The organism is Kitasatospora sp. NPDC008115 (assembly GCF_042957205.1).
GTDB lineage: Bacteria > Actinomycetota > Actinomycetes > Streptomycetales > Streptomycetaceae > Kitasatospora.
Genome location: NZ_JBIBHU010000022.1, coordinates 35,225 through 59,552 on the forward strand (window position 1 = coordinate 35,225; position 24,328 = coordinate 59,552).

Here is a 24,328-nt window from a genome sequence, read left to right on the forward strand (position 1 = left end):
CGTGACCCGAGTACTGGTGGTCGAGGACGAGGAGTCGTTCAGCGACGCCCTCTCGTACATGCTCCGCAAGGAGGGCTTCGAGGTGGCCATCGCCGCCACCGGCCCCGACGCGCTGGAGCAGTTCGAACGCAACGGTGCCGACCTCGTCCTGCTCGACCTGATGCTGCCGGGGCTGCCCGGCACCGAGGTCTGCCGCCAGCTGCGGGTCCGCTCCAACGTGCCGGTGATCATGGTCACCGCCAAGGACAGCGAGATCGACAAGGTGGTCGGTCTGGAGATAGGCGCGGACGACTACGTCACCAAGCCCTACTCCACCCGTGAGCTGGTCGCCCGGATCCGCGCGGTGCTGCGCCGCCGCGGCGAGAACGAGGGCCCCGGCGACGGCGGCGGCCCGGGCGCCCTGGAGGCGGGCCCGGTCCGGATGGACGTCGACCGGCACGTGGTGACCGTGGACGGCGCCAAGGTCGACCTGCCGCTCAAGGAGTTCGACCTGCTGGAGATGCTGCTGCGCAACGCCGGCCGGGTGCTCACCCGGATGCAGCTGATCGACCGGGTCTGGGGCGCGGACTACGTCGGCGACACCAAGACGCTGGACGTCCACGTCAAGCGGCTGCGGGCGAAGATCGAGCCGGACCCGGGCGCGCCGCGCTACCTGGTCACGGTGCGCGGCCTCGGCTACAAGTTCGAGCCGTAAACCCGACGCGCGAACGCGGACGCCGACACGAACGCGGAACGCCCCTCCGGCCGGTGCCGGAGGGGCGTTCCGCGTTGCCGTGCGTGGTGCGCGCGGCAACGCCGCGGCCTCAGTGCGCGGCCGGGGCCCCGTGCGCGGCCGGGCTGGTGGCACCTGCGGCCGGCGTGGCGGTCTTGCTCGGTGCGGCGGCCGGGGCGCCCGGACCGAAGCCCTTGTACACGTCCTTGTTCGGGCTGACCTGGGCCTGGGCGTCGAGCTTGTCGTGGTTCTTGAACGTGAAGGAGGTCGTCACGTAGCCACCCACGGTCACGGTGGTGGAGGCGACCTTGGCGGTCGGGTTGCCCGGCCCGCCGAGCAGCACCGCGCCGCCGGCCGGGACGGAGATGCTGGTCAGCGGGGCGCCCTTGTCGTCCGCGAAGGTGGCGGGGGCGCCACCGGCAACGGTGATGGCCTGCAGTTCGAGCACCTCGGTCCCGCCGTTGCTGATGTTCACCGTCACATTGGCGGGGCCGGTGTGCTCACCGGAGGACTCGGCCCCGGTGACCACGACGATGTTGTTCAGCAGGACGTCGGTGCCCAGGGTGGCCGACACGTTGTCGGGCTTGATCTGCAAGGTCTCCGGGGTGTTCCCGGCGGCGCAGGAGGACAGCGAGGCGATGGCCAGGGCGGCGATGGCGGCGATGCTGCCGCGTCGAAGGCTGCGGCTCACGGCGGCGGCTTCTCCTAAGTCACGTGTCGGAAGGTCAGGTCTCAGATTATCGACCTCGCTTATGCCGTCCTCACGGGGTGGTCCCTTCGTGTCGCGCACCCGGCGTCGACGGGCGCCCGGACGGCGGCACTTCCGCGTGTTCAGGTCAACCGCCGACCAAGATCGGATCACGATCCGGAAACGACCCGATAAACGGTGAAAGCTCAAGATCAAATCATGGTTTCGGGAGTGTTGCCAGAGGTTTCAGCGGGCGGCGGAACCGCCTCCGACCTGCGGGAAGCCCGCCTCGAACACCGGTCGCAGCACGTCATGGGGGTCCTTGTCAAGCCCCGAGACCGGCCCTGACCTGCGAAAACGCCCTTCGGGTGCGCCGAAAAGCGTGTTATTCTGGAAAGCCACGGAAGGGGTCCTGTCACATGACGTTCAAGGTTGGCGACACGGTGGTCTACCCCCATCACGGGGCCGCGCTGATCGAGGCCATCGAAATTCGCCAGATCAAAGGTGTGGACAAGACCTACCTGGTGCTCAAGGTGCAGCAGGGAGACCTGACGCTCCGCGTGCCCGCCGAGAACGCGGAGTTCGTCGGCGTGCGCGATGTGGTCGGCCAGGAAGGTCTGGACCGGGTCTTCGAGGTGCTCCGCGCACCGTACACCGAAGAGCCGACCAACTGGTCCCGTCGCTACAAGGCGAACCTGGAGAAGCTCGCCTCGGGTGATGTCATCAAGGTCGCCGAGGTCGTCCGCGACCTCTGGCGTCGCGAGCGCGAGCGCGGCCTCTCCGCCGGTGAGAAGCGCATGCTCGCCAAGGCGCGCCAGATCCTCGTCAGCGAGCTCGCGCTGGCGGAGAACACCAACGAGGACAAGGCGGAGACGCTGCTCGACGAGGTGCTCGCCTCGTAGCGGCCGTCCGCTCCACAACGCTCACAGCGCCCGATGCCGGCGCGCCGCCCACCGGACCGAGGGTCCGCGGGTGGTGCAGTGGCACTTCGGGCGCTGAGGCGTGTCCGGACGACGCCCCGCACCCGAGCGGCCTGGCCGGTCTCGGGTCCGCATGACCGTTTCTGCTTTTGTCGCGGGCGGAAGACGGTGGTGCTTCGGAAGGGGTCCGCGCCCGTCGTGCACGCCATGGCCATACCCACTTCGCCGAAGGAGTGAAACCTGAACGCCACAGCAGCAGTCGCAGCAGCAGTGGTGCCCGCCGCCGGCCGCGGTGAGCGCCTGGGGCCGGGGGCCCCGAAGGCCCTGCGTGAACTGGGGGGCGTGCCGCTCCTGGTGCACGCCGTCCGGGCGCTGACCCGCAGCCGCGCGGTCGGCCTGGTCGTGGTCGCGGCCCCGGCCGACGGGGTGGCCGAGGTGGTCGCCCTGCTCGACAGCCACGGGCTGGAGGACAAGGACATCCGGGTGGTGGCCGGCGGGGCGACCCGCCAGGAGTCGGTCCGGCTGGGCCTGGCCGCCATCCCCGCCGAGGTCGGCATCGTGCTGGTGCACGACGCGGCCCGCCCGCTGGTCCCGGTCGAGGTGGTGGACGCGGTGGCGTCGGCCGTCCGGGCCGGGGCCGAGGCGGTGGTGCCGGCGGTGCCGCTGGCCGACACCGTCAAGCGGGTCGAGCCGGTGGCGGGCGGGCCCGAGCCGGTGCTCGACACGCCCGACCGTGCCACCCTGCGCGCGGTCCAGACCCCGCAGGGATTCCGCCGGGAGACGCTGGCCGGGGTGCACGCCAAGGCGCTGGCCGAGGAGGCCGCGGCGGACGGGACCGGCCTGCCGCCGGTCACCGACGACGCGGGCCTGGTCGAGCGGTTCGGCGGCCGGGTGGTCGTGGTGCCCGGCCACGAGGAGGCGTTCAAGGTGACCCGTCCGCTGGACCTCGTGCTCGCCGAGGCCGTACTCGCCCGCCGGAGGGCCGCCGATGCCTACTGAGCCGACGTCCACCGAGCCGACCGGCGGTCCGCAGGCCCCCGTCGTCCCCAGGATCGGGATCGGCACCGATGTGCACGCCTTCGAGGCCGGCCGCCCGCTCCGGGTGGCCGGGCTGGACTGGCCCGGCGCCGGGGACGGCCTGGCCGGGCACTCGGACGCCGACGTGGCCGCGCACGCCGCCTGCGACGCGCTGTTCTCGGCCGCCGGGATCGGCGACCTGGGCGCGCACTTCGGCACCGACCGGCCCGAGTGGGCCGGCGCGTCCGGGGTGCGGCTGCTCGGCGAGGCGGCCCGGCTGGTCCGCGAGGCGGGCTTCGAGATCGGCAACGTCGCGATCCAGGTGATCGGCGTCCGCCCGAAGATCGGCAAGCGCCGGGCGGAGGCGCAGGCCGCGCTCGGCGCGGCGGTCGGCGCCCCGGTCTCGGTCTCCGGCACCACCACCGACGGGCTCGGCCTCACCGGGCGCGCGGAGGGGCTCGCGGCGATCGCCACCGCCCTGGTGTACGAGCGCCGTTGAGCTCCGGGGCGCGGGGCCCGGGAACAATTCCGGGCTGACGGGTGTTCACCGGGCGTTCGGCGGGCCCGAGTCGATAGTGTTCGGGATCGGGCCCGCGCGGGCTTACCCCTCGGGCCGTACCCGCCGCTGACGAGATGAGGTTTCCGATGAGCGTAGAACTCTCCGACCGCGCCAAGGGTCTGTTCGACGGCACGAGCTTCGCCGTGGTCTCCACGGTCCAGCCCGACGGCAGCCCCCAGTCCTCGGTCGTCTGGGTCAAGCGCGACGGTGACGACATTCTGTTCTCCACCGTCCAGGGCCGCCGCAAGCACCTCAACCTGGTGCGGGACCCGCGCATCTCGATCGTCGTCAACCCGCCGGAGACCCCGTACGAGTACCTGGAGGCGCGCGGCGAGGCCACGATGACCACCGAGGGCGGCCGGGAGCTGATCGACGAACTGTCCCGGAAGTACCAGGGCAAGGACTACGGCTACGACGGTCCGGACGACGTGCGCGTGGTCGTCCGGCTCACGCCGCGGAAGGTGGTCGGCTCGATCTGAGCCGCCGGCGCGGCGGGGGAGGCCCGGGTCCCACCCGGCGGAAATGGCTCCGCCGGGGGTCTTGACATTCCGGAATGTCGCGGGGCACCCCCCGCCGCCCACTACGCTTGACGCTGTGAGCATTCGACTGTACGACACCAGCACCCGACAGGTACGCGACTTCGTCCCGCTTGTACCGGGTTGTGTCTCGATCTACCTGTGCGGCGCTACCGTCCAGTCGGCGCCACACATCGGGCACATCCGGTCCTACCTCAACTTCGACGTCATGCAGCGGTGGTTCGCCTACCGCGGGTACCAGGTGACCTTCGCCCGGAACGTCACCGACATCGACGACAAGATCATCGCCAAGGAGCGCGAGCTCGGCACGCCGTGGTGGCAGATCGCCTACGAGAACGAGCGCGCCTTCAACGACGGCTACAACGCCCTCGGCTGCCTGCCGCCGACCGTCGAGCCGCGCGCGACCGGGCACATCCCCGAGATGGTCGAGATGATGCGCGGCCTGATCGAGCGGGGCCACGCCTACGCGGCCGACGGCAACGTCTACTTCGACGTGAAGTCGTACCCCGACTACCTCGCGCTCTCCAACCAGAAGCTGGAGAACCTCCTGCAGCCCTCCGGCGAGGGCGAGACCGGCAAGCGCGACCCGCGCGACTTCGCGATGTGGAAGTCCGCCAAGCCGGGCGAGCCGAGCTGGGAGACCCCGTGGGGCCGCGGCCGTCCGGGCTGGCACCTGGAGTGCTCGGCGATGGCCCACAAGTACCTGGGCGCGGCCTTCGACGTCCACGGCGGCGGGCTCGACCTGATCTTCCCGCACCACGAGAACGAGATCGCCCAGTCCAAGGCCTACGGCGACGACTTCGCCAACTTCTGGGTGCACAACGCCTGGGTCACCATGGCCGGCGAGAAGATGAGCAAGTCGCTCGGGAACTCGGTGCTGGTCTCCGAGATGGTCCGGCGCTGGCGGCCGATCGTGCTCCGGTACTACCTGGCGTCCCCGCACTACCGCTCGATGATCGAGTACAGCGAGGAGTCGCTGCGCGAGGCCGAGGCCGGCTTCGGCCGGATCGAGGGCTTCGTCCAGCGGGCCGTCGAGCGCTGCGGCGCCGTCGACGCGGCGCCCGAGGTGCCGCCGTCCTTCGCCGAGGCGATGGACGACGACCTGGGCGTGCCGCAGGCGCTCGCGATCGTGCACACCGCCGTCCGCCAGGGCAACAGCGCCCTCACCGCGGACGACAAGGAGAGCGCGGTGGCGCGCTTGGCCGAGGTCCGTGCGATGCTCGGAGTACTGGGTCTGGACCCGCTCGACCCGCAGTGGGCCGGGACGGAGCGCGGCGAGGACCTGCACGGCGTGGTCGACTCGCTGGTCCGCCTCGTCCTTGACCAGCGCCAGGCGGCGCGGGCCCGCAAGGACTTCGCGACCGCGGACGCCATCCGTGACCAGCTCGGCCTGGCCGGGCTGGCGATCGAGGACACCCCGTCCGGCCCGCGCTGGACGATCAACAGCCAGTAACCCCCCGGCGACCGAGGGGTGAGGTGGGCCGTACCGGACCGGTGCGGCCCTCCCGCATGACGGAGCGCATGCCGTCGGGCGCCACCGGCACTGGCCGGGGCGGCCGGCCATGCCGGACAGACAGACAGGAAGTACAGCCATGGCCGGCAACAGCCAGCGCAGGAACCGCCGCAACCCCGGGTCGAAGAAGGGCGCGAGTGTCGGTACCGGCGGCCACAGCCGGAAGGCGCTCCAGGGCAAGGGCCCGACCCCGCCCGGTGAGGAGCGCAAGGGCCACCCGAAGCAGCGGGCCGCCAATGCCGCGCTGAAGCGCGAGCGGGACGCCAAGGCCAGGGCCGGCATGCGCCGGGCCGGCGGCGGCGGCCGGGGCGGCCGCGGCGGCGCGGGCTCCGCCGAGCTGGTCTTCGGCCGCAACTCGGTGGTCGAGGCCCTCCAGGGCGACGTGCCGGCCAACGCGCTGTACGTCCAGCAGTTCATCGACACCGACGACCGGGTCCGGGACGCCTTCCAGGCCGCCAACGACCGCGGCATCCCGCTGATGGAGGCCCCGCGCCCGCAGCTGGACCAGATGACCGGCGGGATGAACCACCAGGGCCTGGTGCTGCAGGTCCCGCCGTACGAGTACGCGCACCCCGAGGACCTGCTGGACGAGGCCGCGGACTCCGGCCGGGACGCGCTGATCGTGGCGCTGGACGGGGTCACCGACTCCCGCAACCTGGGCGCCGTGGTCCGCTCCGCCGCCGCCTTCGGCGCGCACGGCGTGGTGATCCCGGAGCGCCGGGCGGCCGGTATGACCGCCGGTGCCTGGAAGACCTCCTCCGGCGCGGCGGCCCGGCTGCCCGTCGCCCGGGCCACCAACCTGACCCGGGCCCTGGAGGCGTACCAGAAGGCCGGTCTGATGGTGGTCGGCCTGGCGGCCGACGGCGAGGCCGAGATCGGCGACCTGGAGGCGCTGACCGGGCCGGTGGTGATCGTCGCGGGCAGCGAGGGCAAGGGCCTGTCCCGGCTGGTCGCGGAGACCTGCGACCTGCGGGTGCGGATCCCGATGTCCGGGCTCACCGAGTCGCTGAACGCGGGTGTCGCGGCCGGCGTCGTGCTGTACGAGGCGGCCCGGCTGCGCGGCAAGGTCGGCTGACGCCCCCGGGGGCGTGCGGGGCTGAGCACAGCGCGGGCGCGCGGCGCAAGGCGTTCTCCGGAACCGCCCGCCGTTCGCCCGCAAGTCAGGGGAAAGCGATCGGATCCGCCCGGGTCCGATCGCTTTTTTCCTGATCACTTCAAGGGCACTCCCGATATCCACCCGGGAGAGTGTCCTAACCGGGCGTCACCCGGTTAGACGGGCGTGGACACCAGAACACCTCGGCGCCCGCTCCTGGGCGGTGGCAGCACCGGGATAGACGCGGGCCCCGGCCTCAACACGGTCAAGGTGCCGTCCGACCCGGCGCGCCTCAGCAGCACCCAGGCGAGCTTCCGGCTCAACCTCGGCACCCCGGTGGCGCCGCTGATCGACCCCCCGGCCGGACTGCTGTCCACGGGCGCCGCGTTCGGCGACCCGTACGGCGCCCAGGGCCTGATCCGCCGCCCGCTGGTCACCCCGCAGGTGGTCGTCCCCGCCGGCGACGTGCGCGCGCTCGGCGGCGGGCTCACCGGGCCGCCGCGCCGCAAGGGCCGGGTCACCCCGGTCACCTGGACCGGTGAGGCCGGCCCGGGCGACGTCGCGGCCACCCAACTGCTGGAGGCCGTCCGGCTCGGCGCCGTCCCGGCCGGGGTCGGCGGGCGCGGCGGCCGGTTCGGCGGCTCCCTGGCGGACGCCGACACCCAGGTCATCCCGCCGTACGGCGGCGCCCGGGCGGTGCCGCGCCAGCCGCGCGAGGGCGACGGCACCGCCACCGAGGGCGGCATCGGCCCGGTCGGCGCGCCGCAGGGCTGGACGCCCAGCGGCGAACTGCCCGAGGTCTCGGCCGCCGGCGCCGAGGGCAGGCCGCCCTGGTACCCCGGCCGCCGGGTCGACCTCGGCCTGGTGCTGCTGCCGCTGCGCGCCGTGCTCGGCGCGCTCTCCGTCTACGCCGGGTTCAGCAAGCTCTGCGACCCGGTGTACTTCGACGGCGGCGAGCGCGGCTCGATGATGCGCTGGCTCGCCTCGCTGCACCCCTGGAAGGTCGCGGAGCCGCTGCTGGCCTTCGCCATGGCGCACCCGGTCGGTGCCGGCCTGGTGGTGTCCTTCACCGAGATCGTGGTCGGCGTGCTGACCGTCCTCGGCCTCTGGCAGCGGCTCGCGGCCGGGGCGGCGATGACGCTGTCCGCCGTGCTGCTGTTCACGGTGAGCTGGCGGGCCGTCCCGGTGTACGACACGCCCGACCTGATCTTCCTGGCGGCGTGGAGCCCGTTGCTGATCGCCGGGGCGCCGTTCGCCTCGCTGGACGGGCGGCTCGGCCTGGAGGCCTGGCGGCACCACGGCCCGGACGCGCCGGCGGCGCTGCGCCGCCGGGTGCTGCGGCGCGGCGCGGTGGTCACCTCGGTGGTCATCGGCCTGACCCTGCTGCTCGGCTCGATGCTGGGTGCGGCGGTCCGCACCGGCGCCCGTCCGCAGCCTCCCGCGCCGTCCCGGCCGGCCACCGACTACGGCACGCCGGTCTGGCCGAGCGGCGGACCGTCCGCCACCCCGGGTGGCAAGGCCCCGGCCGCCTCGGCGCCCTCGCCGGCCCCGTCCCGGCCGGCCACGCCGAGCGCCGCGCCCACCACCGCCGCGCCGTCCGGCACCGCGACCTCGCCGAAGCCGAGCGGCACGGCCACGCCGAGCGCGCCGAGCGGCAAGGCGAAGCCGCCGGGCCGGCCGGAGACCGGGTCCCCCTCCGGTGCCCCGGCGGCCTCCGGGGCGCCGGCCGTACCGGCGCCCGCCGGGTCGGCGCCGGCGCAGCGCGCCACCCCGACTCCGGCGGCCGGTACCGGCTCGGCGCCGAAGCCCGCGCCGAGCGCCGGGGCCGGCGGCCAGGGCGGCACCCCGAGCGGCTCCGGCGGCGGGGCCGGTGGCTCCGGCAACGGTTCGGGGCTGCTCGGCGGGGTGCTGGGCAGCGCGCCGCTGGCCGAGCTGTCCGGCGGCGGCGCCCCCGGGTCGTCCGCCAGGCCGGGGGCGCCGACGGCCACCTGACGGGCCGGGCGAACGCCCGGTGACGGCGATCGGCCGGGTGCTCCGTGGGGGAGCACCCGGCCGATCGCGTTGCCGTGCGGGTCCGGCCGGTCAGCGCGGGGCGCGGCCGGCGCCCGAGGCGAGTTCCTTGGCGGCCTCGGTGAGGTCCTTGGCGGTGTCGATGGCCCGCCAGTAGACGCCCTGCGGCAGCTGGTAGCCGGCCAGCCGCTTGCCGCGGGCCAGCTGCGGGAAGGTGGTCCGCTCGTGGTCGCCGACGTCCGGCAGCAGCTCGGCGAACTCCGGGCTGAACACGTAGAGGCCGGCGTTGATGAGGAACGGCGAGGGCGGGGCCTCGATGAAGTCCAGCACATTGCCGAACTGGTCGGTCTCCACGGCGCCCCAGGGGATCCGCGGACGGGCCAGCGCGAGGGTCGCGACGGCGTCCCGCTCGTGGTGGAAGGCGGCCATGTCGCGCAGGCTGAACCTGGTCCAGATGTCGCCGTTGGTGGCGTACCAGGGCTCGTCGGGGCGGGGCAGCGCCTTGGCGGCGTACTTGAGGCCGCCGCCGCGGCCGAGCGGCTCGGCCTCGACCACCGTACGGACCCGCAGCGGCAGGTCGGCCTTGTCGAGCCAGTCCTCCAGCACGTCGGCGAGGTGGCCGCAGGAGACGACCGCGTCGGTGACCCCCTCGGAGGCGAGCCAGGCCAGCTGGTGGCCCAGGATCGGGGTGCCCGTGCCGGGGATCTCGACCAGCGGCTTGGGGCGGTCGTCCGTGTAGGGGCGCAGCCGGGAGCCCTGGCCGCCGGCCAGGATGACGGCCTGGGTCACCGGCACCGGGCCGGAGGCGGCGGGGGCGTGCGGGGGAGTGGCCGTGGGGCCGGAGTCAGCGCTCATGGCTGAACAATAGGCGCACCGGCCCCGGCGGTTGCGCCGCCGTCCGTCCGGCCCGGTCCGTGCGGCCCGGCCAGGTCAGCGCGGGTTCGCCGGGTCTGCTCGGGTCAGCTCGCCGCGCCGGCGGCGAACGAGCCGTCGCAGACCGGGCGGGCGAAGGAGCGGGCCCGCTGGACGTCGCCCTGGTACTTGCGCACCGCGGCCTTGCCCAGCTCGGTGGCGAGCGAGGAGCAGTACGGCGTGAGCGCGGGCTGCTCGCGCATCGAGCGCTCCAGCAGGTCGAGCGCGCTGCCCGGGTTGTGGGCGCGCAGCTCGTCCAGGACCGCGACGCGCAGCGCGTCCTGCGGGGCGAGTCCGTCCTGGGGCTGCCCGGTGCCCGCCGTCCGGCCGATCCCGGCGCCGTCCCCGCTGGACGCCGCCACCACCTGCTGGTGCAGCGAGGTCGGCGGGGCCCACGGCACCCTGGTCACGGCGAGGGTGCCGGTGGTCACCAGGACGACGGGCAGGGCGAGGGCGATGGTCTGGCCGATGCGGCGAACTAGCTGCTTCACGCACAGGAGCGTAGCGGTGCGTAGGGTGTCGCTCGCCCTCCGTCACACCATCGGGTGACACGGTTTCCCGGTTACCCCCGGCGTCGTGTTGACGCCTGTCACCCGTCGGGGTGGCCGGGAACGGCGGGAGCCCCGTCGGACCGGGTGACGGTCCGACGGGGCTCCGCGGTGGAGCCGGGTGCCTCAGCTGGAGAGGCGGGCGCCGGTGCTGGTGGAGAAGACGTGGGTCTCGTTGGCGATCGGCACCACGTGGATGGTCTCGCCGCGGGCCGGGATCTGGCGGCCGTGCACGCGGACGACCAGCTCCTTGTCCTCGCCGCCGATCTTGGTGGTGCCGTACACGAAGCCGTCCGAGCCGAGCTCCTCGACCACGTTGACGGTCACGGCCACGCCCTCGATGCCGCCACCGGGGACGATCTCGAAGTGCTCCGGGCGGACGCCGACGGTCACGGTCTTGTCGGTGCCGGCGCCGGCCAGGTCCTCGCGCGAGATGTTGACGACCGAGCCGCCGAACTTCACGCCGCCGTCGACCAGCGGCACCTCGACCAGGTTCATCGCGGGCGAGCCGATGAAGCCGGCGACGAAGAGGTTGGCGGGCTTGTCGTACATGTTGCGCGGGGTGTCGACCTGCTGCAGGAGGCCGCTCTTCAGGACCGCGACCCGGTCGCCCATGGTGAGCGCCTCGGTCTGGTCGTGGGTGACGTAGACCGTGGTGATGCCCAGGCGGCGCTGGAGGCCGGCGATCTGGGTACGGGTCGAGACGCGGAGCTTGGCGTCCAGGTTGGACAGCGGCTCGTCCATCAGGAAGACCTGCGGCTCGCGGACGATCGCGCGGCCCATCGCGACGCGCTGGCGCTGACCGCCGGAGAGCGCCTTCGGCTTGCGGTCCAGGTACTCCGTCAGGTCGAGGATCTTGGCGGCCTCCTCGACCTTGGTGCGGATCTCCGACTTGTTGACGCCGGCGATCTTGAGCGCGAAGCCCATGTTCTCCGCGACGGTCATGTGCGGGTACAGCGCGTAGTTCTGGAACACCATCGCGATGTCCCGGTCCTTCGGCGGCAGGTGGGTCACGTCGCGGTCGCCGATCCGGATGGCGCCGCCGTTGACGTCCTCCAGGCCGGCCAGCATGCGGAGGCTGGTCGACTTGCCGCAGCCGGAGGGGCCGACCAGGACGAGGAACTCGCCGTCGGCGATCTCCAGGTCCAGCGCGTCGACCGAGGGCTTGGTCGCCCCGGGGTAGACACGGGTCGCCTTGTCGTACGTCACAGAAGCCATGGCTGTGCTCTCCTTCACCGGCAGGAACGTGCCGGACGATCCGAGTAAAGGTCGGGTGGTGCCGATTCCACCGGCCCGCCCAAGTGGTCTGAACCACTGCGCGAACCGACTCCCGGCGACGCTACCTGCGCGTCCGCCGCTTGTCAGCCCCCGGCCGCCCCGATTTCGGCATCGGTTCCATCACGCCGCCCCCGCCCGTCCAGCCCCCGGATATCCCCCCACCGCCCGCGCCCCGCCCGGTAGACTGCCCCAGGTGCCGCCGTGACCTCGTCGCGGACGGTCACCATGCCTCCTTAGCTCAGCTGGCCAGAGCACCGCTCTTGTAAAGCGTAGGTCGTCGGTTCGAATCCGACAGGGGGCTCCGCAGGTCCCGCCACGAAGGCCCCCCGGCACGCAGCCGGGGGGCCTTCGTCGTTGCGTCAGGGGCGCGGTGGGCGGGTGGGGGGCCGTAGTTGGCGCAGGGTGTGGGCGGGGGCGTGGGTGGTGAGGAGTTCGGCGGCGCGGCGGTAGGAGAGGCGGGCGCGGTGGGTGTGGGGGCAGCGGTCGGCGGCGGGGGTGGTGGCCGGGGCGCGGCGGGTGGTGAGGAAGAGCGGGCCGGTGGTGCGGCCGGCCAGGAGGAGGGGGAGCAGCCGGGCGGTGGCGGCCTGCCAGGTCAGCGGCGGGGCCGGGGGGCGGGTGCGGCGGTGGGGGAGGTCGAGGTCGTCGGCGTCGAGGGTGAGGACGGTCTCGACGGGGGCGCCGCTCTCGTGCAGGAGGCGCCAGAGGACCTGCTCGCGCAGCGGGACGCGCAGGGCGAACAGGGCGCGCAGTTCGTCGGGGGTGAGCGGGGCGGGGCCGGTGCCGGGGGCCGGGAGGGGGCGGGGGCGCAGGCCGTCGGCGGGGTCGGTGCGGATCCAGCCCTGTGCGCGCCACCAGGTGAGGGCGGCGCGCAGGGTGGAGAGTTCGCGGTTGAGGGTGCGCGGGTCGGTGTCGGCGGAGCGGCGCTCGACGGCGGCGCGCAGCCGGTCGGCGGCCTCGGGGCGGTCGAGCAGGGCGAGCGGCAGCACGGGCGGGCGGGCCCGGCGCCGTTCGGGCCCGGTGGGGGCGGGGCGGTCGGCGAGTGCCCAGGCCCAGGTGCGCAGGGCGATCCGGTAGACGCGGCGGGAGCCGTCGCCGAGCCCGGAGGCGGTCAGGTAGTGCTCGACGGCGACCGCGTACTCGACCGGGGGGAGGGGTGGCATCGGGGCCTGCTTTCCGCAGTAAACGACGAGGTTCCTGGTCGTTGAAAGAATAGTCCGATGTGCAGTAAACGGCAGGTGGTAGCGGGTTTTTGCGGGTATTTACTGCGACAGTACGAGGTGTGGTGGAAATTGAGGGGGAAAGGCTCAGGTTTTTCGCCGGAAAGCCTTGTCGGCGGTTCCCGCCCGTGGGCAGACTGGGCGACCATGACAGGGGAGACGGAGCGTTTTCCGGCCTGCCGTCGACGGCTGGGCAGCCGTCTGGCCGTGCTGGGCGAGCGCGATTTCAGGTGGTTCTTCATCGGGTACGCGACCTCGCTGCTCGGGTCCTCCATGGCGCCGGTCGCGGTGGCCTTCGCGGTGCTGGACGGCGGGGGCGGCGGAACGGACCTGGGCTGGGTGATGGCCGCCCGGATCCTGCCGGTCGTGCTGGTGATGGTGGCCGGAGGGGTGGTCGCGGACCGGCTGGGCAGCCGGCGGGTGATGCTGGCGGCGGACGTACTGCGCTGCGCGGTGCAGGGTGCCTTCGCGGCGCTGCTGGCCACCGGGCACGCGTCGCTGCCGGTGATGGTGTCGCTGGTCGCCGTCTGGGGGCTGGGCGAGGGGGTGTTCCTGCCGGCGCTGGGCGCGCTGGTGCCCTCCCTGGTGCGCCGGGAGGATCGCCTGCCGGACGCCAACACCCTGCTGGGGCTGGCGCGTTCGGTGTCCACGGTGGCAGGCCCCGCGCTCGCCGGGGTGATCACGGCGGGCTTCGGCCCGGGGGCGGTGCTGCTGATCGACGCGGTGACGTACGGGATCGGCGCGCTCGCGCTGGCCCGGCTCACCACGGTGGCGCCGGCCGGCCCGGACGGCGGGGAGGACTCGCTGCTGGCCGATCTCCGGGACGGCTGGGGCGAGTTCCGCTCCCGGCGGTGGCTCTGGGTGACCACCGCGCAGATGGCGCTGTTCAACCTGCTGGTCTGGGCGCCGTTCCTGGTGCTGGGGCCGCTGACCGCGCAGCGCGAGCTGGGCGGGGCGCGGGCCTGGGGTCTGGTGATGGGCGTGTACGGGGTGGGCGCGGTGCTGGGCGGGCTGCTGATGCTCGGGCGCCGGCCCGGCCGGCCGCTCGCGGTGGCGACGGTGGCGGGCTTCGGATGGGCGCTGCCCTCGGCGGCGCTCGCGGCCGGGTCGCCGCTGGGTTGGACGGCCGCGGCGGCGCTGGTGGCGGGGGCCGGGTCGGCGGTCTGCGGCTCGCTGTACGAATCGACGCTGCAGAGCTGGGTGCCGGCCGAGGTGCTGGCCAGGGTGACGGCGTTCGGCGGGCTGGGCGCGTTCGTGCTGGGGCCGCTGGGCCTGGCGGCGGCCGGTCCGCTGGCCGACCGGGTGGGGGTGGCGGCCGTGCTGGCCTTCGGTGCGGGGTGGCAGCTGGTGGCCGGGACCGCGGTGCTGGCGGTGCGCGACGTGCGCGGCCGGCGCTGGGAGGAGCCGGACGGGGCAGCGGCGCCGGGGGCCGGGCGGCCGGCCCCGACCGCGGCGGGTGCCGGGTGAGCCGGGCGGTCGTACCGTGGGGAGTGCGGGGGGCGAACGGAGGAGGCAGGACATGCCCGGTTCTCTCACCATCAGCCACCACGAGGCGGCCGCGTCCCTGGACCACTCGGACGCCGTGCGGCTCGCCGCCGTCCTGGACGAGCTCGCCTACCTGCTGGGGATCCCGGGGCCGAACCGGATCAACGAGACCCAGCTCGCCGCCCTGTGCGAGGGACGGGCCCCCGACCGGGCCGAGCTGGCGCGCTGGTCGCGGGGGCTCGCCGCGGAGCTGAGGGGCCGGCGCCCCTGACCCCGGCCGCGTCGGAGCACCCGCCGGACCCGCCGTACGATGGCGCGCGGGGCGGGTGGTCCGCGCGCGCCGCGGAGGACGTGGGGGAAGACGTGGCAGAGCGTACGGCGGCGCCGATGTCCTGGCTGACGGTGGACACCCCGCTGCCGAGCGGACCGCTGCACGTCGCCGTGACCGCGCAGGGCGTGGCGGCCGTCGGCTACCTCGGCCGGGAGGGTGAACTCCCGCGCTGCGCCGACGAGTCGAAGATCACCGCGGTGACCGGCCGGGTCGGCGAGTACCTCACGGGCCGGCGCCGGCGGTTGGACCTGCCGATCGACTGGAGCCTGAGCACCGGCCCGCACCGGGCGGTGCTGCAGACGCTGCTGCGCGAGGTCCCGTTCGGGCGGACCATCACCTACGGCGAACTCGCCGCCCGCAGCGGGGTGTTCGGCGGGGTCGAGGAACCCGGGCTGGCGGCCAGGACGGTCGGGCAGATGATGGCCGCCAACCCCGTCGCGCTGCTGGTGCCCTGCCACCGGGTGGTGGCGGCGGACGGGATCGGCGGCTTCGGCGGCGGCCGGGTCGGGATCGACGTGAAGCGCTGGCTGCTCACCCTGGAGGGTGTGCTGGAGCCGACGCTGGACTGGAACGGGCCGCTGTAGCCCGCGGGCCGACGGGCGGTCAGTGCACCAGGACGGACTGGGAGAGCACCGGCTGGATCCCCGAGACGAGGGTGTACTCGATGCCCGCCGGATCCTCGGTCCACTCGGTGTCAGGGCGCTCGCCGAGCGCCAACTGCACCGCGTTCCAGGGCAGGTTGAGCCCGCACAGCCGCAGCTGGTGCAGCCCGCCGGAGGGCCGGGTGTTGACGTCGATGACCACCGGCTCGCCGTTCAGGTGCCGGAACTGGACGTTGGACAGGTACGCCATCCCGGTGGCCTCGACCAGGCGGCGGGCGGGTTCCAGGTACCGGGGCGCGGTGGTGAAGCTGCGGCGGCGCCGGTGCTTGCTGCGGCCGACGGCGGCGAGCAGGGTGCCGTCCAGGTCGGCGAGGCAGTCCACGGAGATCTCGGGGCCTTCGAGGTAGGGCATGACCAGCAGGTCGGTGGCGGCGTCCGGGTCCTCGCGGGCCGCCCGGTCGAGCGCGGCGGCCACCTGGTCGACCTGGACGCGACTGTCCCAGCCGGCCAGCCGGTGCAGTCCGAACGGCTCGCGGGTGAGGACCCGGAAGCCCTCGCCGCCGGCGCCGGCGGCGGGCTTGAGGCAGGCGGTGAGGCCGGCCGACTCGATCCGGTCGACGGCCGCGACCAGGTCCCCGGCGGTGCGTACCAGCCACCAGGGCGGGGTGGGCAGTCCGGCGCCGGCCATCGCCGCGTAGCCGTCGGCCTTGCTCTCGAAGGCGGCGATCGCGGTGGCGGGCGGGCAGGCGAGGGCGGTGCCGACGGCCTCGAACTCCTTGCGGTGCAGGGATATCGCGAGCTGGTGCAGCCGGGGCACGAAGACGTCCACACGATGGCGGGCGCAGTGGTCGAGGGCGAAGGCGACGTAGGCGTCGGGGGTGAGGTCGGCGGGTTCCAGGCCGGCGGTGTCGGCGGCGGCGAGGACGGGGGAGTCGGGGTCGACATGGGTCGCGTGGACCCGGACCGGGCGAGGGGCGGCGCGCAGCTGTTCGATGAAGAACACGTTCTCGGCGTACGTGCGGTTGAGCCAGACGGTGACGGGGGCGCTCATGGGGCCTCCCAGGGCAGGGGTGAACGAGGGGGAAGGGCTGTCTCGCGGCCGCGCTCGTCCAGTGGCCCGTGGCCCTTTGAGGTGGCACCTTAGCGGCATCTCGAGCGGCCCCGAACGCGGGGTGGGCCTGCCGCGCACCGGCCGGGGAGGCGAACCGGACCGTCCCATTCCGGAAAGAATTAGATCACTTGATCGAATTGATATCGATCAGACATTCTATTCGTACTATTTTTTCGGTTATCCCGACCACTCGAAAGAGTGATTGCGGAGGCCCTTCGTATGGGACCACCATGATTGTTGCAAGTTGCAAGGCGACACTTCATCGGGTACGGGCACGCGAAGGGCTTCCTATGTCGACCGAAACCAACGTCGGTATTCCTGCACCGGGCGGTGAAGCGCAGGCCCGGGACCAGCAGAGTCTTGCCACCGCCGCCGCGCGGAACCTCGCGACGACGACCAAGTCCGCGCCGCAGATGCAGGAGATCAGCCCCCGTTGGCTGCTCAGGACGCTCCCCTGGGTCGAGGTCTCGGCCGGCACCTACCGGGTCAACCGCCGGCTGCGCCACGCCGTCGGCCGCGGCCGGGTCGGCTTCGACCGGACGGGCAGCGAGGCCCGGATCCTGGCGCCGACCCTGCGCGAGGTGCCGGTGCTGCGCGGCTTCCCGGACGACGCCGTCCTGGAGGAACTGGCCGGGCGCTTCGTCCAACGCGAGTTCTCCGCGGGTGAGGTCCTGGTCTCGGCGGGGGCGCCGATCGACGAGGTCTTCATCATCGCCTACGGCAAGCTCAGCCGCCTCGGTACCGGCAAGTACGGCGAGGAGACCGTCGTCGGCTCGGCGGCCGACGGCGACCACCTGGGCGACGAGGTGCTCCGGCAGGAGAACGCCACCTGGCCGTACTCCGTCCGGGCGGACACCGCGGGCACCGCGCTGTCCCTCCGGTGGTCCGCCTTCCAGGAGCTCGCCGACCGCTCCGAGGCGCTCCAGTTGCAGGTCATGGAGTACCTGGCCGGGTTCCAGCAGCCGCAGAACAAGCACGGCGAGGCGGCCATCGACCTCTCCGCCGGCCACCACGGCGAGTACGAGCTGCCCAGCGCCTTCGTGGACTACGAGCTCAAGCCGCGCGAGTACGAGCTGAGCGTCGCCCAGACCGTCCTCAAGGTGCACACCCGGGTCGCCGACCTCTACAACCAGCCGATGAACCAGACCGAGCACCAGCTCCGGCTGACCATCGAGGCCCTGCGCGAGCGCCAGGAGCACGAGCTGGTCAACAACGCCGAGTTCGGCCTGCTCGCCAACGCCGACTACGACCAGCGCATCCAGACCCACTCCGGCCCGCCCACCCCGGACGACATGGACGAGCTGCTCAGCCGCCGCCGCAGCACCAAGCTCTTCCTGGCCCACCCGCGGGCCATCGCCGCGTTCGGCCGCGAGTGCAACCGGCGCGGCATCTACCCGGACACCGTCGAGGTGCAGGGCCGCCGGGTGTTCGGCTGGCGCGGGGTGCCGGTCTTCCCGTGCAACAAGATCCCGATCGTCAACGGGAGCACCACCTCGATCCTCGCCATGCGCACCGGCGAGGAGAACCAGGGTGTCATCGGTCTGCACCAGACCGGAATTCCCGATGAAGTCGAGCCGAGCCTTTCGGTGCGGTTCATGGGAATCAGCGAGAAGGCCATCATTTCCTATCTGGTGAGCGCCTACTACTCCGCCGCGATTCTGGTGCCGGACGCCGTCGGCGTCCTGGAGAACGTCGACATCGCGCACCGCTAGGGCCGACCGCGGCAGGGCCGGCCCGACCCCGGGCCGGCCCGTCGCACCACCAAGGGGGAGGACCCATGGGAATGTTCACGCTGGAGCGCGACCATCGCGAGGGGCACGAGGCACAGGACGTCCTCGCGCGCGCCCGCACCCTGGTCGACCCGGTGCTACGGGCCGCCGTGGACTCGCTGCCCGGCACCATGCGCAGGGTCGCCGGTTACCACTTCGGCTGGTGGGAGGCGGACGGCTCGCCGTCGACCGCGTCCTCCGGGAAGGCCATCCGGCCCGCCCTGGTGCTCGCCGCCACCCAGGCGCTGGGCGGCGACCCGGCCGCGGCCACCGCCGCCGCGGCCGCCGTCGAACTGGTGCACAACTTCACGCTGCTGCACGACGACATCATCGACCGGGACGAGACCCGGCGGCACCGCCCCACCGCCTGGCTGGTGTTCGGCACCACCGAGGCCATCCTGGCCGGGGACGCCATGCACTCGCTGGCGCTGCGCCTGCTCGCCGAGGACGGCCACCCGGCCGCGGGCGACGCGGTGCGCCGGCTGGCCGACTGCGTGGTGGAGCTCTGCGAGGGCCAGCAGATCGACTGCGCCTTCGAGCAGCGCAACGACGTCTCGCTGACCGAGTGCCTGGCGATGGCCGAGGCCAAGACCGGCGCGCTGCTCGGCGCCGCCTGCGCGATGGGTGCCCGGTACGCGGGCGGCTCGGAGGCGGCGGCCAAGGCGATGGACGGCTTCGGCCGGGAGATCGGCCTGGCGTTCCAGCTGATCGACGACCTGATCGGCATCTGGGGCGATCCGGCCGTCACCGGCAAGCCGGTCGGCGCGGACCTGCTGGTCCGCAAGAAGTCGCTGCCGGTGGTCGCGGCGCTGGGCTCCGGGACGCCCGACGGGGCCCGACTCGCCGAGCTGTACGCGCTGGAACGGCCCCTCACCGGCGAGGAGCTGGCGAGCTGCGCGGCCGCCGTCGAGGGCGCCGGGGGGCGGGCCTGGGCGCAGGGCGAGTCCTGCGACCGGATGGCGGCGGCGATGACCCAGCTGGCCCTCGCGGTGCCCGAGCCCTCGGCCGCCGACGAACTGCTCGCGCTCGCCGAACTGGTCACCCGCCGCACCCACTGAGCCGCACCCACTGAGCCGCACCTCTGGGCCGGCCTCCGCCGGGGAGCGGGGCCGCCCGCGCCCTCCTCGTCGGGCGGGCCGGGCCGGCCCGGTCAGTGCGTCGGGGCCGCCGCGTCCAGCAGCCGCCGCTCCTTCGCCGGTTCGATGCCGTGCACGATCCGGCCCCGCTTGCGCCCGTCCGGCTCGGTGTCGTCCGACGGCCCGCGCCGCCGGAGCCACTCCCAGGTGTCCCGGGCGGTGTCGGTGAAGGGCCGGCACCGCAGCCCGGCCGCCTCGGCCCGGCCGGTGTCGGCCAGCCAGGTGCCCGCCGACTCCGGCAGGTCGGGCAGCCACAGCGGCAGCTCGCTCCACGGCTGGACGCTGTCCGGCCCGTCGGCGGTCAGCGGCCCGTCCGCGACCCAGGACAGCTCGGTGTCCGCACCGCCCGCGACCGCGGCGCAGCCCGCCAGGAACTCCCCGAAGGTGAGCCGTCCGGGTGGCGCGGTGGTGATGAACCGGCCGGCCGTGCCCGCCGTCAGCCGGTCCAGCCCGAAGACCGCGAAGTCCCGGACGTCGATCAGCTGCATCGGCCGCCCCGGCTCCCCGGGCGCCAGCACCCGCCCGCCCCGGGCCATCCGCTCCAGCCACCACGGCAGCCGCCCGCCCTGCTCGTGCGGGCCGATCAGCAGTCCGCTGTTGAGGACCAGCGCGCGTTCGGCGCCGAAGTGCTCCAGGACGGCGCGCTCGCAGCCGGCCTTGAGCGCGGCGCTGAACTCCTGTCCGGGCGGGGTGTCGGCCGGGCAGGGGTGCAGCGGGGAGGTCTCGTCGACCACCCGGGCGGGCCAGTCGGCGAAGGCGTGGACGGAGGAGATCAGCGTGTAGTGGCCGGCACGCCCGCGCAGCAGCCGGGCGGACTCCGCGGCCTGGGCGGGCTGCTGGGCCGAGGTGTCGACCACGGCGTCCCAGTACCGTCCCCCGGCCAGCCGCGCCAGGTCCCCGGGCGTGTCACGGTCGCCGCGGACCGCCTCCACGCCGGGCAGGTCGGCGGCCGTGCGGCCGCGGTTGAAGGTGGTGACCTCGTGGCCGCGGGTGAGTGCCTCGGAGGCGAACGCCCGCCCCAGGAAGGACGAGCCGCCGAGCAGAAGGATCTTCATACCGGCAAGGCTGTCCCGCCCCCTTCCCCCGCATGCGGTCGTTCGCCGTGGGCGGAGGCCGCCGCCCGTCCGGACGGGCCCGGCCGGCCCGTGGCGGGATGCCGAACCCCGGGGGCCCGCATAGCATCCGATTCATACTGGTTAATAACGATTTATGCCGATACGTCCGCTCGGCACGTGCATCCGATACGTCCGTCAGGCAGCCGCCGCGCCCCGCCCGGGGGCACGGCCCCGCAGGGAAGGACGGCACCATGGTCAACCCGGCACTCGTGGACCCGGACACCGTCCGCGCGACCGCCGCCGAGGCGTGGATCCGCGGCTACCCGATCCTGCAGAACTACCGCACCCTGTACGCCCAGGCGCTGGACGACGCCGACCCGCGCCACGTGGGCGGCTTCGGCGTCTTCCGGCACTACCCGCGCCCCGCCACCCCGGCCGACACCGATGTCGTCACGCCCAACAACGACACCCCGTACTCCTGGGCCTGGCTCGACCTGCGGACCCAGCCCTGGGTGCTCTCCGTCCCCGCCACCGACCGCTACTACGTCCTGCCGGTGCACGAACTCGACACCGTCTACGCCGGGTTCGTCGGCTCCCGGACCACCGGCCGGCAGGCCGGCGACCACCTGGTGGCCGGCCCCGACTGGCACGGCGAACCCCCACCCGGCATCACCGGCGTCATCCGCACCACGTCCCGGCTGGCCGGCATCCTCGGCCGCACCCACCTCGACGGGACGTCCCCCGGCGCCGTCGCCGAACTCGCCGCGCTCCAGCGGCAGTACCGCCTCCGCCCGCTGCACGAGTACGCCGGCACGCCGGAGCCCGAGCCCGCCCCGCAGCCCGTCTGGCCGGTCTGGCGCGACGAGGTCCTCGACACCGTCGAGTTCTTCTCCTTCCTCGACTTCCTGCTCGGCTTCCTGCCCGCCGAGGCCGCCCCGCCCGCCGAGGCCGACCTGCGCGGCCGACTGGCCGACCTCGGCATCGACGGCCGCGGCGAGTTCGAACCGGCCGCCCTGCCGCTCGCGGTCCGTGCCGAGATCGAGCGCGGCATCGCCGACGGCAAGGCCGAACTGGCGCACGCCGCCGCCCGCACCGGGTCCTCCATCGGGCTCTTCGGCACCCGCGAACAGCTCGGCACCCGGTACCTCGACCGGGCGGTGGGCGCGCTCACCGGCCTGTACGGGCTGCCCGTCGAGGAGGCCTGGTACGGCGGCTGGCAGGCCGACAGCGCGGGCCACCGCCCACCGGACGCGAGCGAGCGCGACTACCTGCTGCGGTTCCCGCCGGACGCGCTGCCGCCCGCCCGCCACTTCTGGTCGGTGACCATGTACGCGCTGCCCGGGCTGCACCTGGTCGACAACACCCTGGACCGCTACTCGGTCGGCGACCGCACCCCCGGCCTGGTCCGCGACCCGGACGGCGGACTCACCCTCCACCTCCAGCACAAGCGGCCCGCCGACGCCGAGCACTCCGCCAACTGGCTGCCCGCCCCGGACGGCCCGTTCGCCGCCGTCATCCGCCTGTACGGGCCGGACCCGTCCGTGCTCGACGGCCGCTGGACGCCGCCGCCGCTCACCCCGCGCTGACCCCGCCCGGAAGGACCCCCATGAACCAGCCCGAGCTGGAGGCCCTGGCCGCCGACGCCTACGTCTACGGCTACCCGCTCGTCGCCGGCCTCACCACGGTCGACCGCTTCGTGGACGGCGGCCTGGGCGTCCTGCCGGCCACCCCGTTCAACCGCTTCGCCCACGCATCCCGGCTGGCGGGCCCGGACGACGACTTCGTCTCCGTCAACAACGACGTGCTCTACTCGGTCGCCCAACTCGACCTCTCCGAGGGCCCGCAACTGCTGCACGTGCCCGACACCGCCGGCGCCTACCACGTACTGCAGTTCGTCGACGCGTGGACCGACAACTTCGCCTACCTCGGCAGCCGCGCCACCGGCAGCGCGGCCCGCACCTGGCTCCTCGTCCCGCCCGGGTGGCACGGCACCCCGCCCGACCCCGACCGGGTGATCGCCTCGCCGACCACCGTCGCCACCGTCGTCGGCCGCTTCGCCTGCGCCGGACCGGACGACCTCCCGCGCGTCCGCGCCCTCCAGGAGGGGCTTGTCCTCGAACCGCTGGAACCGGGCGGGGTCGCCGCCGGACTCCCCGCCCCGGACCCGGACGTGCCCGAGCGGCTCGCCTTCTTCGAACGGCTCCGGGTCTGGATGGCCGCCTACCCGCCCGCCGCCGCCGACCGCGACTACCAGCAGCGGTTCGCGCCGCTCGGCCTCCTCGACCCCGGCCCCTCGCCGTACCGCGCCGCCGCCCCCGACTGGACGCTCACCCTGGCGACCGGACTCGCCGCCGGGCGCGAACGGGTCGAGGACGCCACCAGGACGCCGGAGGACCACCCGCCCGGCGAGTGGCGCGCGGCGCTCCACCTGTTCGACCACAACACCGCCTTCCTCGGCCCGGGCACCCTCGACGACCCCGAGTGGCGGATCCCCGACCGCCGCGCCGCCTACCTCAGCCGCGCCGCCGCCGCCCGTGCCGGCCTCTGGGGCTGCCACGCCTACGAGGCCCTGCACGCCGCCACCACCGACGACGCCGACGGCCGCCCCCTCGACGGCACCCACCCCTACACCCTGCGCTTCCCACCGGACGGGCTGCCGCCGGCCGAGGAGTTCTGGTCCCTCACCGTGTACGGCCTCCCGGACCACCGCCTGGTCGCCAACCCGGCCGCCCGCCACTCGATCGGCAGCCGCACCCCCGGCCTGCTCCACGACCCGGACGGCGGCCTCACCCTCCACCTCCGCCACGAACCCCCCACCGCCCCGTCCGAGACGGCGAACTGGCTCCCCACCCCCGTCGGCCCGTTCCGCCCGGTGATCCGCCTCTACCGCCCCGGCCCCGCCGCCCTGGACGGCACCTACCGCCTCCCGCCGCTCCAGCGGACCCGGTGAGCGGGGCAGGCGGTCGCCGGCAGGAAGGAAGCGCGATGGGCGAGGCCGTCGGCCGGATGCTGGCCTCGGCCGTGGGCGTCGCGATCAGCCCGATGGCGCTGATCGCGACCGTCCTGCTGCTCGCCACGCCCAGGGGCCGGGCCAACGGGGCGTCGTTCGCCGCCGGTTGGACGCTCACGCTGACGGCGGTGACGGTGATCGTGCTGCTGCTCGGATCCCGGCTCGCCGGGGACGCCGTGGCCCCGGACTGGTCGTGGTGGTTCGAACTGGCCGTCGGCGGCCTGCTCCTGCTGCTCGGCGCGCGCCAGTGGCGGGACCGCCCCCGCGAGGGCCGGGTGCACGGGCCGCCGGACTGGATGCGGACGGTCGACCGCTCCACCCCCGCCCGGTCCGCCGCCCTCGGGGCGGTCCTGCTGGCGACCGACCCGAAGAACCTGCTGCTGGCCGTCGCCGCCGCCGTCGCGATCGCCACCGGCGGCGCCCCGGCCACCGGCAAGGCGGTCGCCGCCGCGCTGCTGGTCCTGATCGGCTCCCTCGGCACCCTCCTGCCCCTCGCCGCCCACCGCACCCCCCGCCGCCTGAACGAGTGGAAGGCCTGGGCCGCCACCCACAACACCGCGATCCTCCTCACCCTCCTCCTCACCCTCGCCACCACCCACCTCGGCACCGCCCTCTCCGGCCTCACCACCTGACCCCGCCCCGCCTCACAACCCCCACCGGTCGGCCCGGCCGCCGCCCACCCTCGGCCTCCGACCTACCGGGCGTGCCTGCCCGGTGTCGCCGAATCCTGGCGCCGCCCGCTCGGCCCGGCTGCGCCTCGGCCCTCGGCCTGGTCGGGCTTCGCCACCCACTGCCGACCGTGTCTCGTACCGCCCGCTCCGCGACT

General features: G+C 74.2%; 23 protein-coding genes and 1 tRNA gene. 17 read left to right on the top strand and 7 right to left on the bottom strand.

The features are described from left to right. Window position 1: 1 nt before the first annotated feature. On the top strand, window positions 2-694 hold the full coding sequence (locus tag ACFZBX_RS25660) for a response regulator transcription factor (protein WP_030305055.1): 693 nt from the start codon (window positions 2-4) through the stop codon (window positions 692-694). 109 nt (window positions 695-803) lie between these two features. On the opposite strand, the gene ACFZBX_RS25665 is transcribed toward ACFZBX_RS25660, so the two are convergent. Continuing rightward, a complete protein-coding gene (locus ACFZBX_RS25665; RefSeq protein ID WP_391536141.1) occupies window positions 804-1,403 on the bottom strand; it encodes a DUF461 domain-containing protein in 600 nt (199 codons plus the stop codon). A 416-nt stretch (window positions 1,404-1,819) separates the two neighbouring features. On the opposite strand from ACFZBX_RS25665, the gene ACFZBX_RS25670 reads away from it, so the two are divergent. From ACFZBX_RS25670 to ACFZBX_RS25700, 7 genes are all read left to right on the top strand, one after another. Beyond that, the gene (locus ACFZBX_RS25670; protein WP_030244332.1) at window positions 1,820-2,302 is read left to right on the top strand and encodes a CarD family transcriptional regulator; all 483 of its coding nucleotides are present in this window, start codon (window positions 1,820-1,822) and stop codon (window positions 2,300-2,302) included. A gap of 258 nt (window positions 2,303-2,560) precedes the next feature. Beyond that, a complete protein-coding gene (ispD, locus tag ACFZBX_RS25675; protein WP_380764025.1) occupies window positions 2,561-3,319 on the top strand; it encodes a 2-C-methyl-D-erythritol 4-phosphate cytidylyltransferase in 759 nt (252 codons plus the stop codon). Continuing rightward, window positions 3,309-3,836 carry a 2-C-methyl-D-erythritol 2,4-cyclodiphosphate synthase gene (gene ispF, locus ACFZBX_RS25680; RefSeq protein ID WP_391536142.1) on the top strand — a complete coding sequence of 176 codons (528 nt, stop codon included), beginning with the start codon at window positions 3,309-3,311 and terminating at the stop codon, window positions 3,834-3,836. The genes ispD and ispF overlap by 11 nt, the downstream gene beginning before the upstream one ends. Window positions 3,837-3,982: 146 nt before the next feature. Next, a complete protein-coding gene (locus tag ACFZBX_RS25685) occupies window positions 3,983-4,375 on the top strand; it encodes a PPOX class F420-dependent oxidoreductase (protein WP_391536143.1) in 393 nt (130 codons plus the stop codon). 115 nt (window positions 4,376-4,490) lie between these two features. Continuing rightward, on the top strand, window positions 4,491-5,885 hold the full coding sequence (gene cysS / locus ACFZBX_RS25690; protein WP_391536144.1) for a cysteine--tRNA ligase: 1,395 nt from the start codon (window positions 4,491-4,493) through the stop codon (window positions 5,883-5,885). A gap of 139 nt (window positions 5,886-6,024) precedes the next feature. After that, window positions 6,025-7,020: a 23S rRNA (guanosine(2251)-2'-O)-methyltransferase RlmB gene (gene rlmB / locus ACFZBX_RS25695; protein WP_391536145.1), complete on the top strand. Its 996-nt coding sequence runs from the start codon at window positions 6,025-6,027 to the stop codon at window positions 7,018-7,020. Window positions 7,021-7,224: 204 nt separating this feature from the next. Then, window positions 7,225-9,030 (top strand): DoxX family membrane protein, encoded by a 1,806-nt coding sequence (locus tag ACFZBX_RS25700; protein ID WP_391536146.1) that lies wholly within the window; start codon window positions 7,225-7,227, stop codon window positions 9,028-9,030. A gap of 90 nt (window positions 9,031-9,120) precedes the next feature. Here ACFZBX_RS25700 and ACFZBX_RS25705 read toward each other — a convergent pair whose 3' ends face one another. The 3 genes from ACFZBX_RS25705 to ACFZBX_RS25715 form a co-directional block, all read right to left on the bottom strand. After that, complete coding sequence (locus tag ACFZBX_RS25705; RefSeq protein WP_391536147.1) at window positions 9,121-9,903, bottom strand: NDP-sugar synthase; 783 nt, start codon at window positions 9,901-9,903, stop codon at window positions 9,121-9,123. Window positions 9,904-10,007: 104 nt separating this feature from the next. Beyond that, complete coding sequence (locus ACFZBX_RS25710) at window positions 10,008-10,451, bottom strand: hypothetical protein (protein ID WP_380762136.1); 444 nt, start codon at window positions 10,449-10,451, stop codon at window positions 10,008-10,010. Window positions 10,452-10,634: 183 nt separating this feature from the next. Continuing rightward, on the bottom strand, window positions 10,635-11,726 hold the full coding sequence (locus ACFZBX_RS25715; protein ID WP_391536148.1) for an ABC transporter ATP-binding protein: 1,092 nt from the start codon (window positions 11,724-11,726) through the stop codon (window positions 10,635-10,637). A gap of 287 nt (window positions 11,727-12,013) precedes the next feature. Between ACFZBX_RS25715 and ACFZBX_RS25720 the strand changes: the two genes are divergently transcribed. Continuing rightward, window positions 12,014-12,087, top strand: a tRNA-Thr gene (locus tag ACFZBX_RS25720). Window positions 12,088-12,145: 58 nt separating this feature from the next. On the opposite strand, the gene ACFZBX_RS25725 is transcribed toward ACFZBX_RS25720, so the two are convergent. Further along, a complete protein-coding gene (locus ACFZBX_RS25725) occupies window positions 12,146-12,946 on the bottom strand; it encodes a hypothetical protein (RefSeq protein WP_391536149.1) in 801 nt (266 codons plus the stop codon). A 204-nt stretch (window positions 12,947-13,150) separates the two neighbouring features. Between ACFZBX_RS25725 and ACFZBX_RS25730 the strand changes: the two genes are divergently transcribed. From ACFZBX_RS25730 to ACFZBX_RS25740, 3 genes are all read left to right on the top strand, one after another. Next, window positions 13,151-14,470, top strand: a complete 1,320-nt coding sequence (locus ACFZBX_RS25730) for an MFS transporter (protein WP_391536150.1) — start codon at window positions 13,151-13,153, stop codon at window positions 14,468-14,470. A gap of 52 nt (window positions 14,471-14,522) precedes the next feature. Then, window positions 14,523-14,759, top strand: coding sequence for a hypothetical protein (locus ACFZBX_RS25735; protein ID WP_380762144.1), 237 nt, complete (start codon window positions 14,523-14,525; stop codon window positions 14,757-14,759). A 92-nt stretch (window positions 14,760-14,851) separates the two neighbouring features. Further along, the gene (locus ACFZBX_RS25740) at window positions 14,852-15,403 is read left to right on the top strand and encodes a methylated-DNA--[protein]-cysteine S-methyltransferase (RefSeq protein WP_391536151.1); all 552 of its coding nucleotides are present in this window, start codon (window positions 14,852-14,854) and stop codon (window positions 15,401-15,403) included. 19 nt (window positions 15,404-15,422) lie between these two features. Here ACFZBX_RS25740 and ACFZBX_RS25745 read toward each other — a convergent pair whose 3' ends face one another. Then, window positions 15,423-16,472, bottom strand: coding sequence for an ATP-grasp domain-containing protein (locus ACFZBX_RS25745; RefSeq protein WP_391536152.1), 1,050 nt, complete (start codon window positions 16,470-16,472; stop codon window positions 15,423-15,425). 350 nt (window positions 16,473-16,822) lie between these two features. On the opposite strand from ACFZBX_RS25745, the gene ACFZBX_RS25750 reads away from it, so the two are divergent. Both ACFZBX_RS25750 and ACFZBX_RS25755 read left to right on the top strand, forming a co-directional pair. Further along, window positions 16,823-18,244: a family 2B encapsulin nanocompartment shell protein gene (locus ACFZBX_RS25750; protein ID WP_391536153.1), complete on the top strand. Its 1,422-nt coding sequence runs from the start codon at window positions 16,823-16,825 to the stop codon at window positions 18,242-18,244. A 65-nt stretch (window positions 18,245-18,309) separates the two neighbouring features. Further along, entirely contained in the window at window positions 18,310-19,359 is a 1,050-nt protein-coding gene (locus ACFZBX_RS25755; RefSeq protein WP_391536154.1) for a family 2 encapsulin nanocompartment cargo protein polyprenyl transferase, read from the top strand. 92 nt (window positions 19,360-19,451) lie between these two features. Here ACFZBX_RS25755 and ACFZBX_RS25760 read toward each other — a convergent pair whose 3' ends face one another. After that, window positions 19,452-20,492 (bottom strand): NAD-dependent epimerase/dehydratase family protein, encoded by a 1,041-nt coding sequence (locus ACFZBX_RS25760; protein ID WP_391536155.1) that lies wholly within the window; start codon window positions 20,490-20,492, stop codon window positions 19,452-19,454. Window positions 20,493-20,743: 251 nt separating this feature from the next. On the opposite strand from ACFZBX_RS25760, the gene ACFZBX_RS25765 reads away from it, so the two are divergent. Genes ACFZBX_RS25765 through ACFZBX_RS25775 form a run of 3 tightly spaced genes read left to right on the top strand, consistent with a single transcriptional unit; the run spans window position 20,744 to window position 24,134 of the window. Next, window positions 20,744-22,078 carry a DUF1254 domain-containing protein gene (locus ACFZBX_RS25765; protein WP_391536156.1) on the top strand — a complete coding sequence of 445 codons (1,335 nt, stop codon included), beginning with the start codon at window positions 20,744-20,746 and terminating at the stop codon, window positions 22,076-22,078. 20 nt (window positions 22,079-22,098) lie between these two features. Beyond that, window positions 22,099-23,442: a DUF1254 domain-containing protein gene (locus ACFZBX_RS25770; RefSeq protein ID WP_391536157.1), complete on the top strand. Its 1,344-nt coding sequence runs from the start codon at window positions 22,099-22,101 to the stop codon at window positions 23,440-23,442. A gap of 35 nt (window positions 23,443-23,477) precedes the next feature. Further along, window positions 23,478-24,134, top strand: a complete 657-nt coding sequence (locus tag ACFZBX_RS25775; RefSeq protein WP_391536158.1) for a GAP family protein — start codon at window positions 23,478-23,480, stop codon at window positions 24,132-24,134. Window positions 24,135-24,328: the final 194 nt, after the last annotated feature.

Bases quoted from the DNA above. Each gene is read 5' to 3' on its own strand.
- rlmB (WP_391536145.1), top strand. From the start codon at position 6,025: ATGGCCGGCAACAGCCAGCGCAGGAACCGCCGCAACCCCGGGTCGAAG.
- ACFZBX_RS25745 (WP_391536152.1), bottom strand. From the start codon at position 16,472: ATGAGCGCCCCCGTCACCGTCTGGCTCAACCGCACGTACGCCGAGAAC.
- ACFZBX_RS25730 (WP_391536150.1), top strand. From the start codon at position 13,151: ATGACAGGGGAGACGGAGCGTTTTCCGGCCTGCCGTCGACGGCTGGGC.
- ACFZBX_RS25775 (WP_391536158.1), top strand. From the start codon at position 23,478: ATGGGCGAGGCCGTCGGCCGGATGCTGGCCTCGGCCGTGGGCGTCGCG.
- ACFZBX_RS25685 (WP_391536143.1), top strand. From the start codon at position 3,983: ATGAGCGTAGAACTCTCCGACCGCGCCAAGGGTCTGTTCGACGGCACG.
- ACFZBX_RS25705 (WP_391536147.1), bottom strand. From the start codon at position 9,903: ATGAGCGCTGACTCCGGCCCCACGGCCACTCCCCCGCACGCCCCCGCC.
- ispF (WP_391536142.1), top strand. From the start codon at position 3,309: ATGCCTACTGAGCCGACGTCCACCGAGCCGACCGGCGGTCCGCAGGCC.
- ACFZBX_RS25735 (WP_380762144.1), top strand. From the start codon at position 14,523: ATGCCCGGTTCTCTCACCATCAGCCACCACGAGGCGGCCGCGTCCCTG.
- ACFZBX_RS25760 (WP_391536155.1), bottom strand. From the start codon at position 20,492: ATGAAGATCCTTCTGCTCGGCGGCTCGTCCTTCCTGGGGCGGGCGTTC.
- ACFZBX_RS25725 (WP_391536149.1), bottom strand. From the start codon at position 12,946: ATGCCACCCCTCCCCCCGGTCGAGTACGCGGTCGCCGTCGAGCACTAC.
- ACFZBX_RS25755 (WP_391536154.1), top strand. From the start codon at position 18,310: ATGGGAATGTTCACGCTGGAGCGCGACCATCGCGAGGGGCACGAGGCA.
- ACFZBX_RS25715 (WP_391536148.1), bottom strand. From the start codon at position 11,726: ATGGCTTCTGTGACGTACGACAAGGCGACCCGTGTCTACCCCGGGGCG.
- ACFZBX_RS25750 (WP_391536153.1), top strand. From the start codon at position 16,823: ATGTCGACCGAAACCAACGTCGGTATTCCTGCACCGGGCGGTGAAGCG.
- ACFZBX_RS25765 (WP_391536156.1), top strand. From the start codon at position 20,744: ATGGTCAACCCGGCACTCGTGGACCCGGACACCGTCCGCGCGACCGCC.
- ACFZBX_RS25670 (WP_030244332.1), top strand. From the start codon at position 1,820: ATGACGTTCAAGGTTGGCGACACGGTGGTCTACCCCCATCACGGGGCC.
- ACFZBX_RS25770 (WP_391536157.1), top strand. From the start codon at position 22,099: ATGAACCAGCCCGAGCTGGAGGCCCTGGCCGCCGACGCCTACGTCTAC.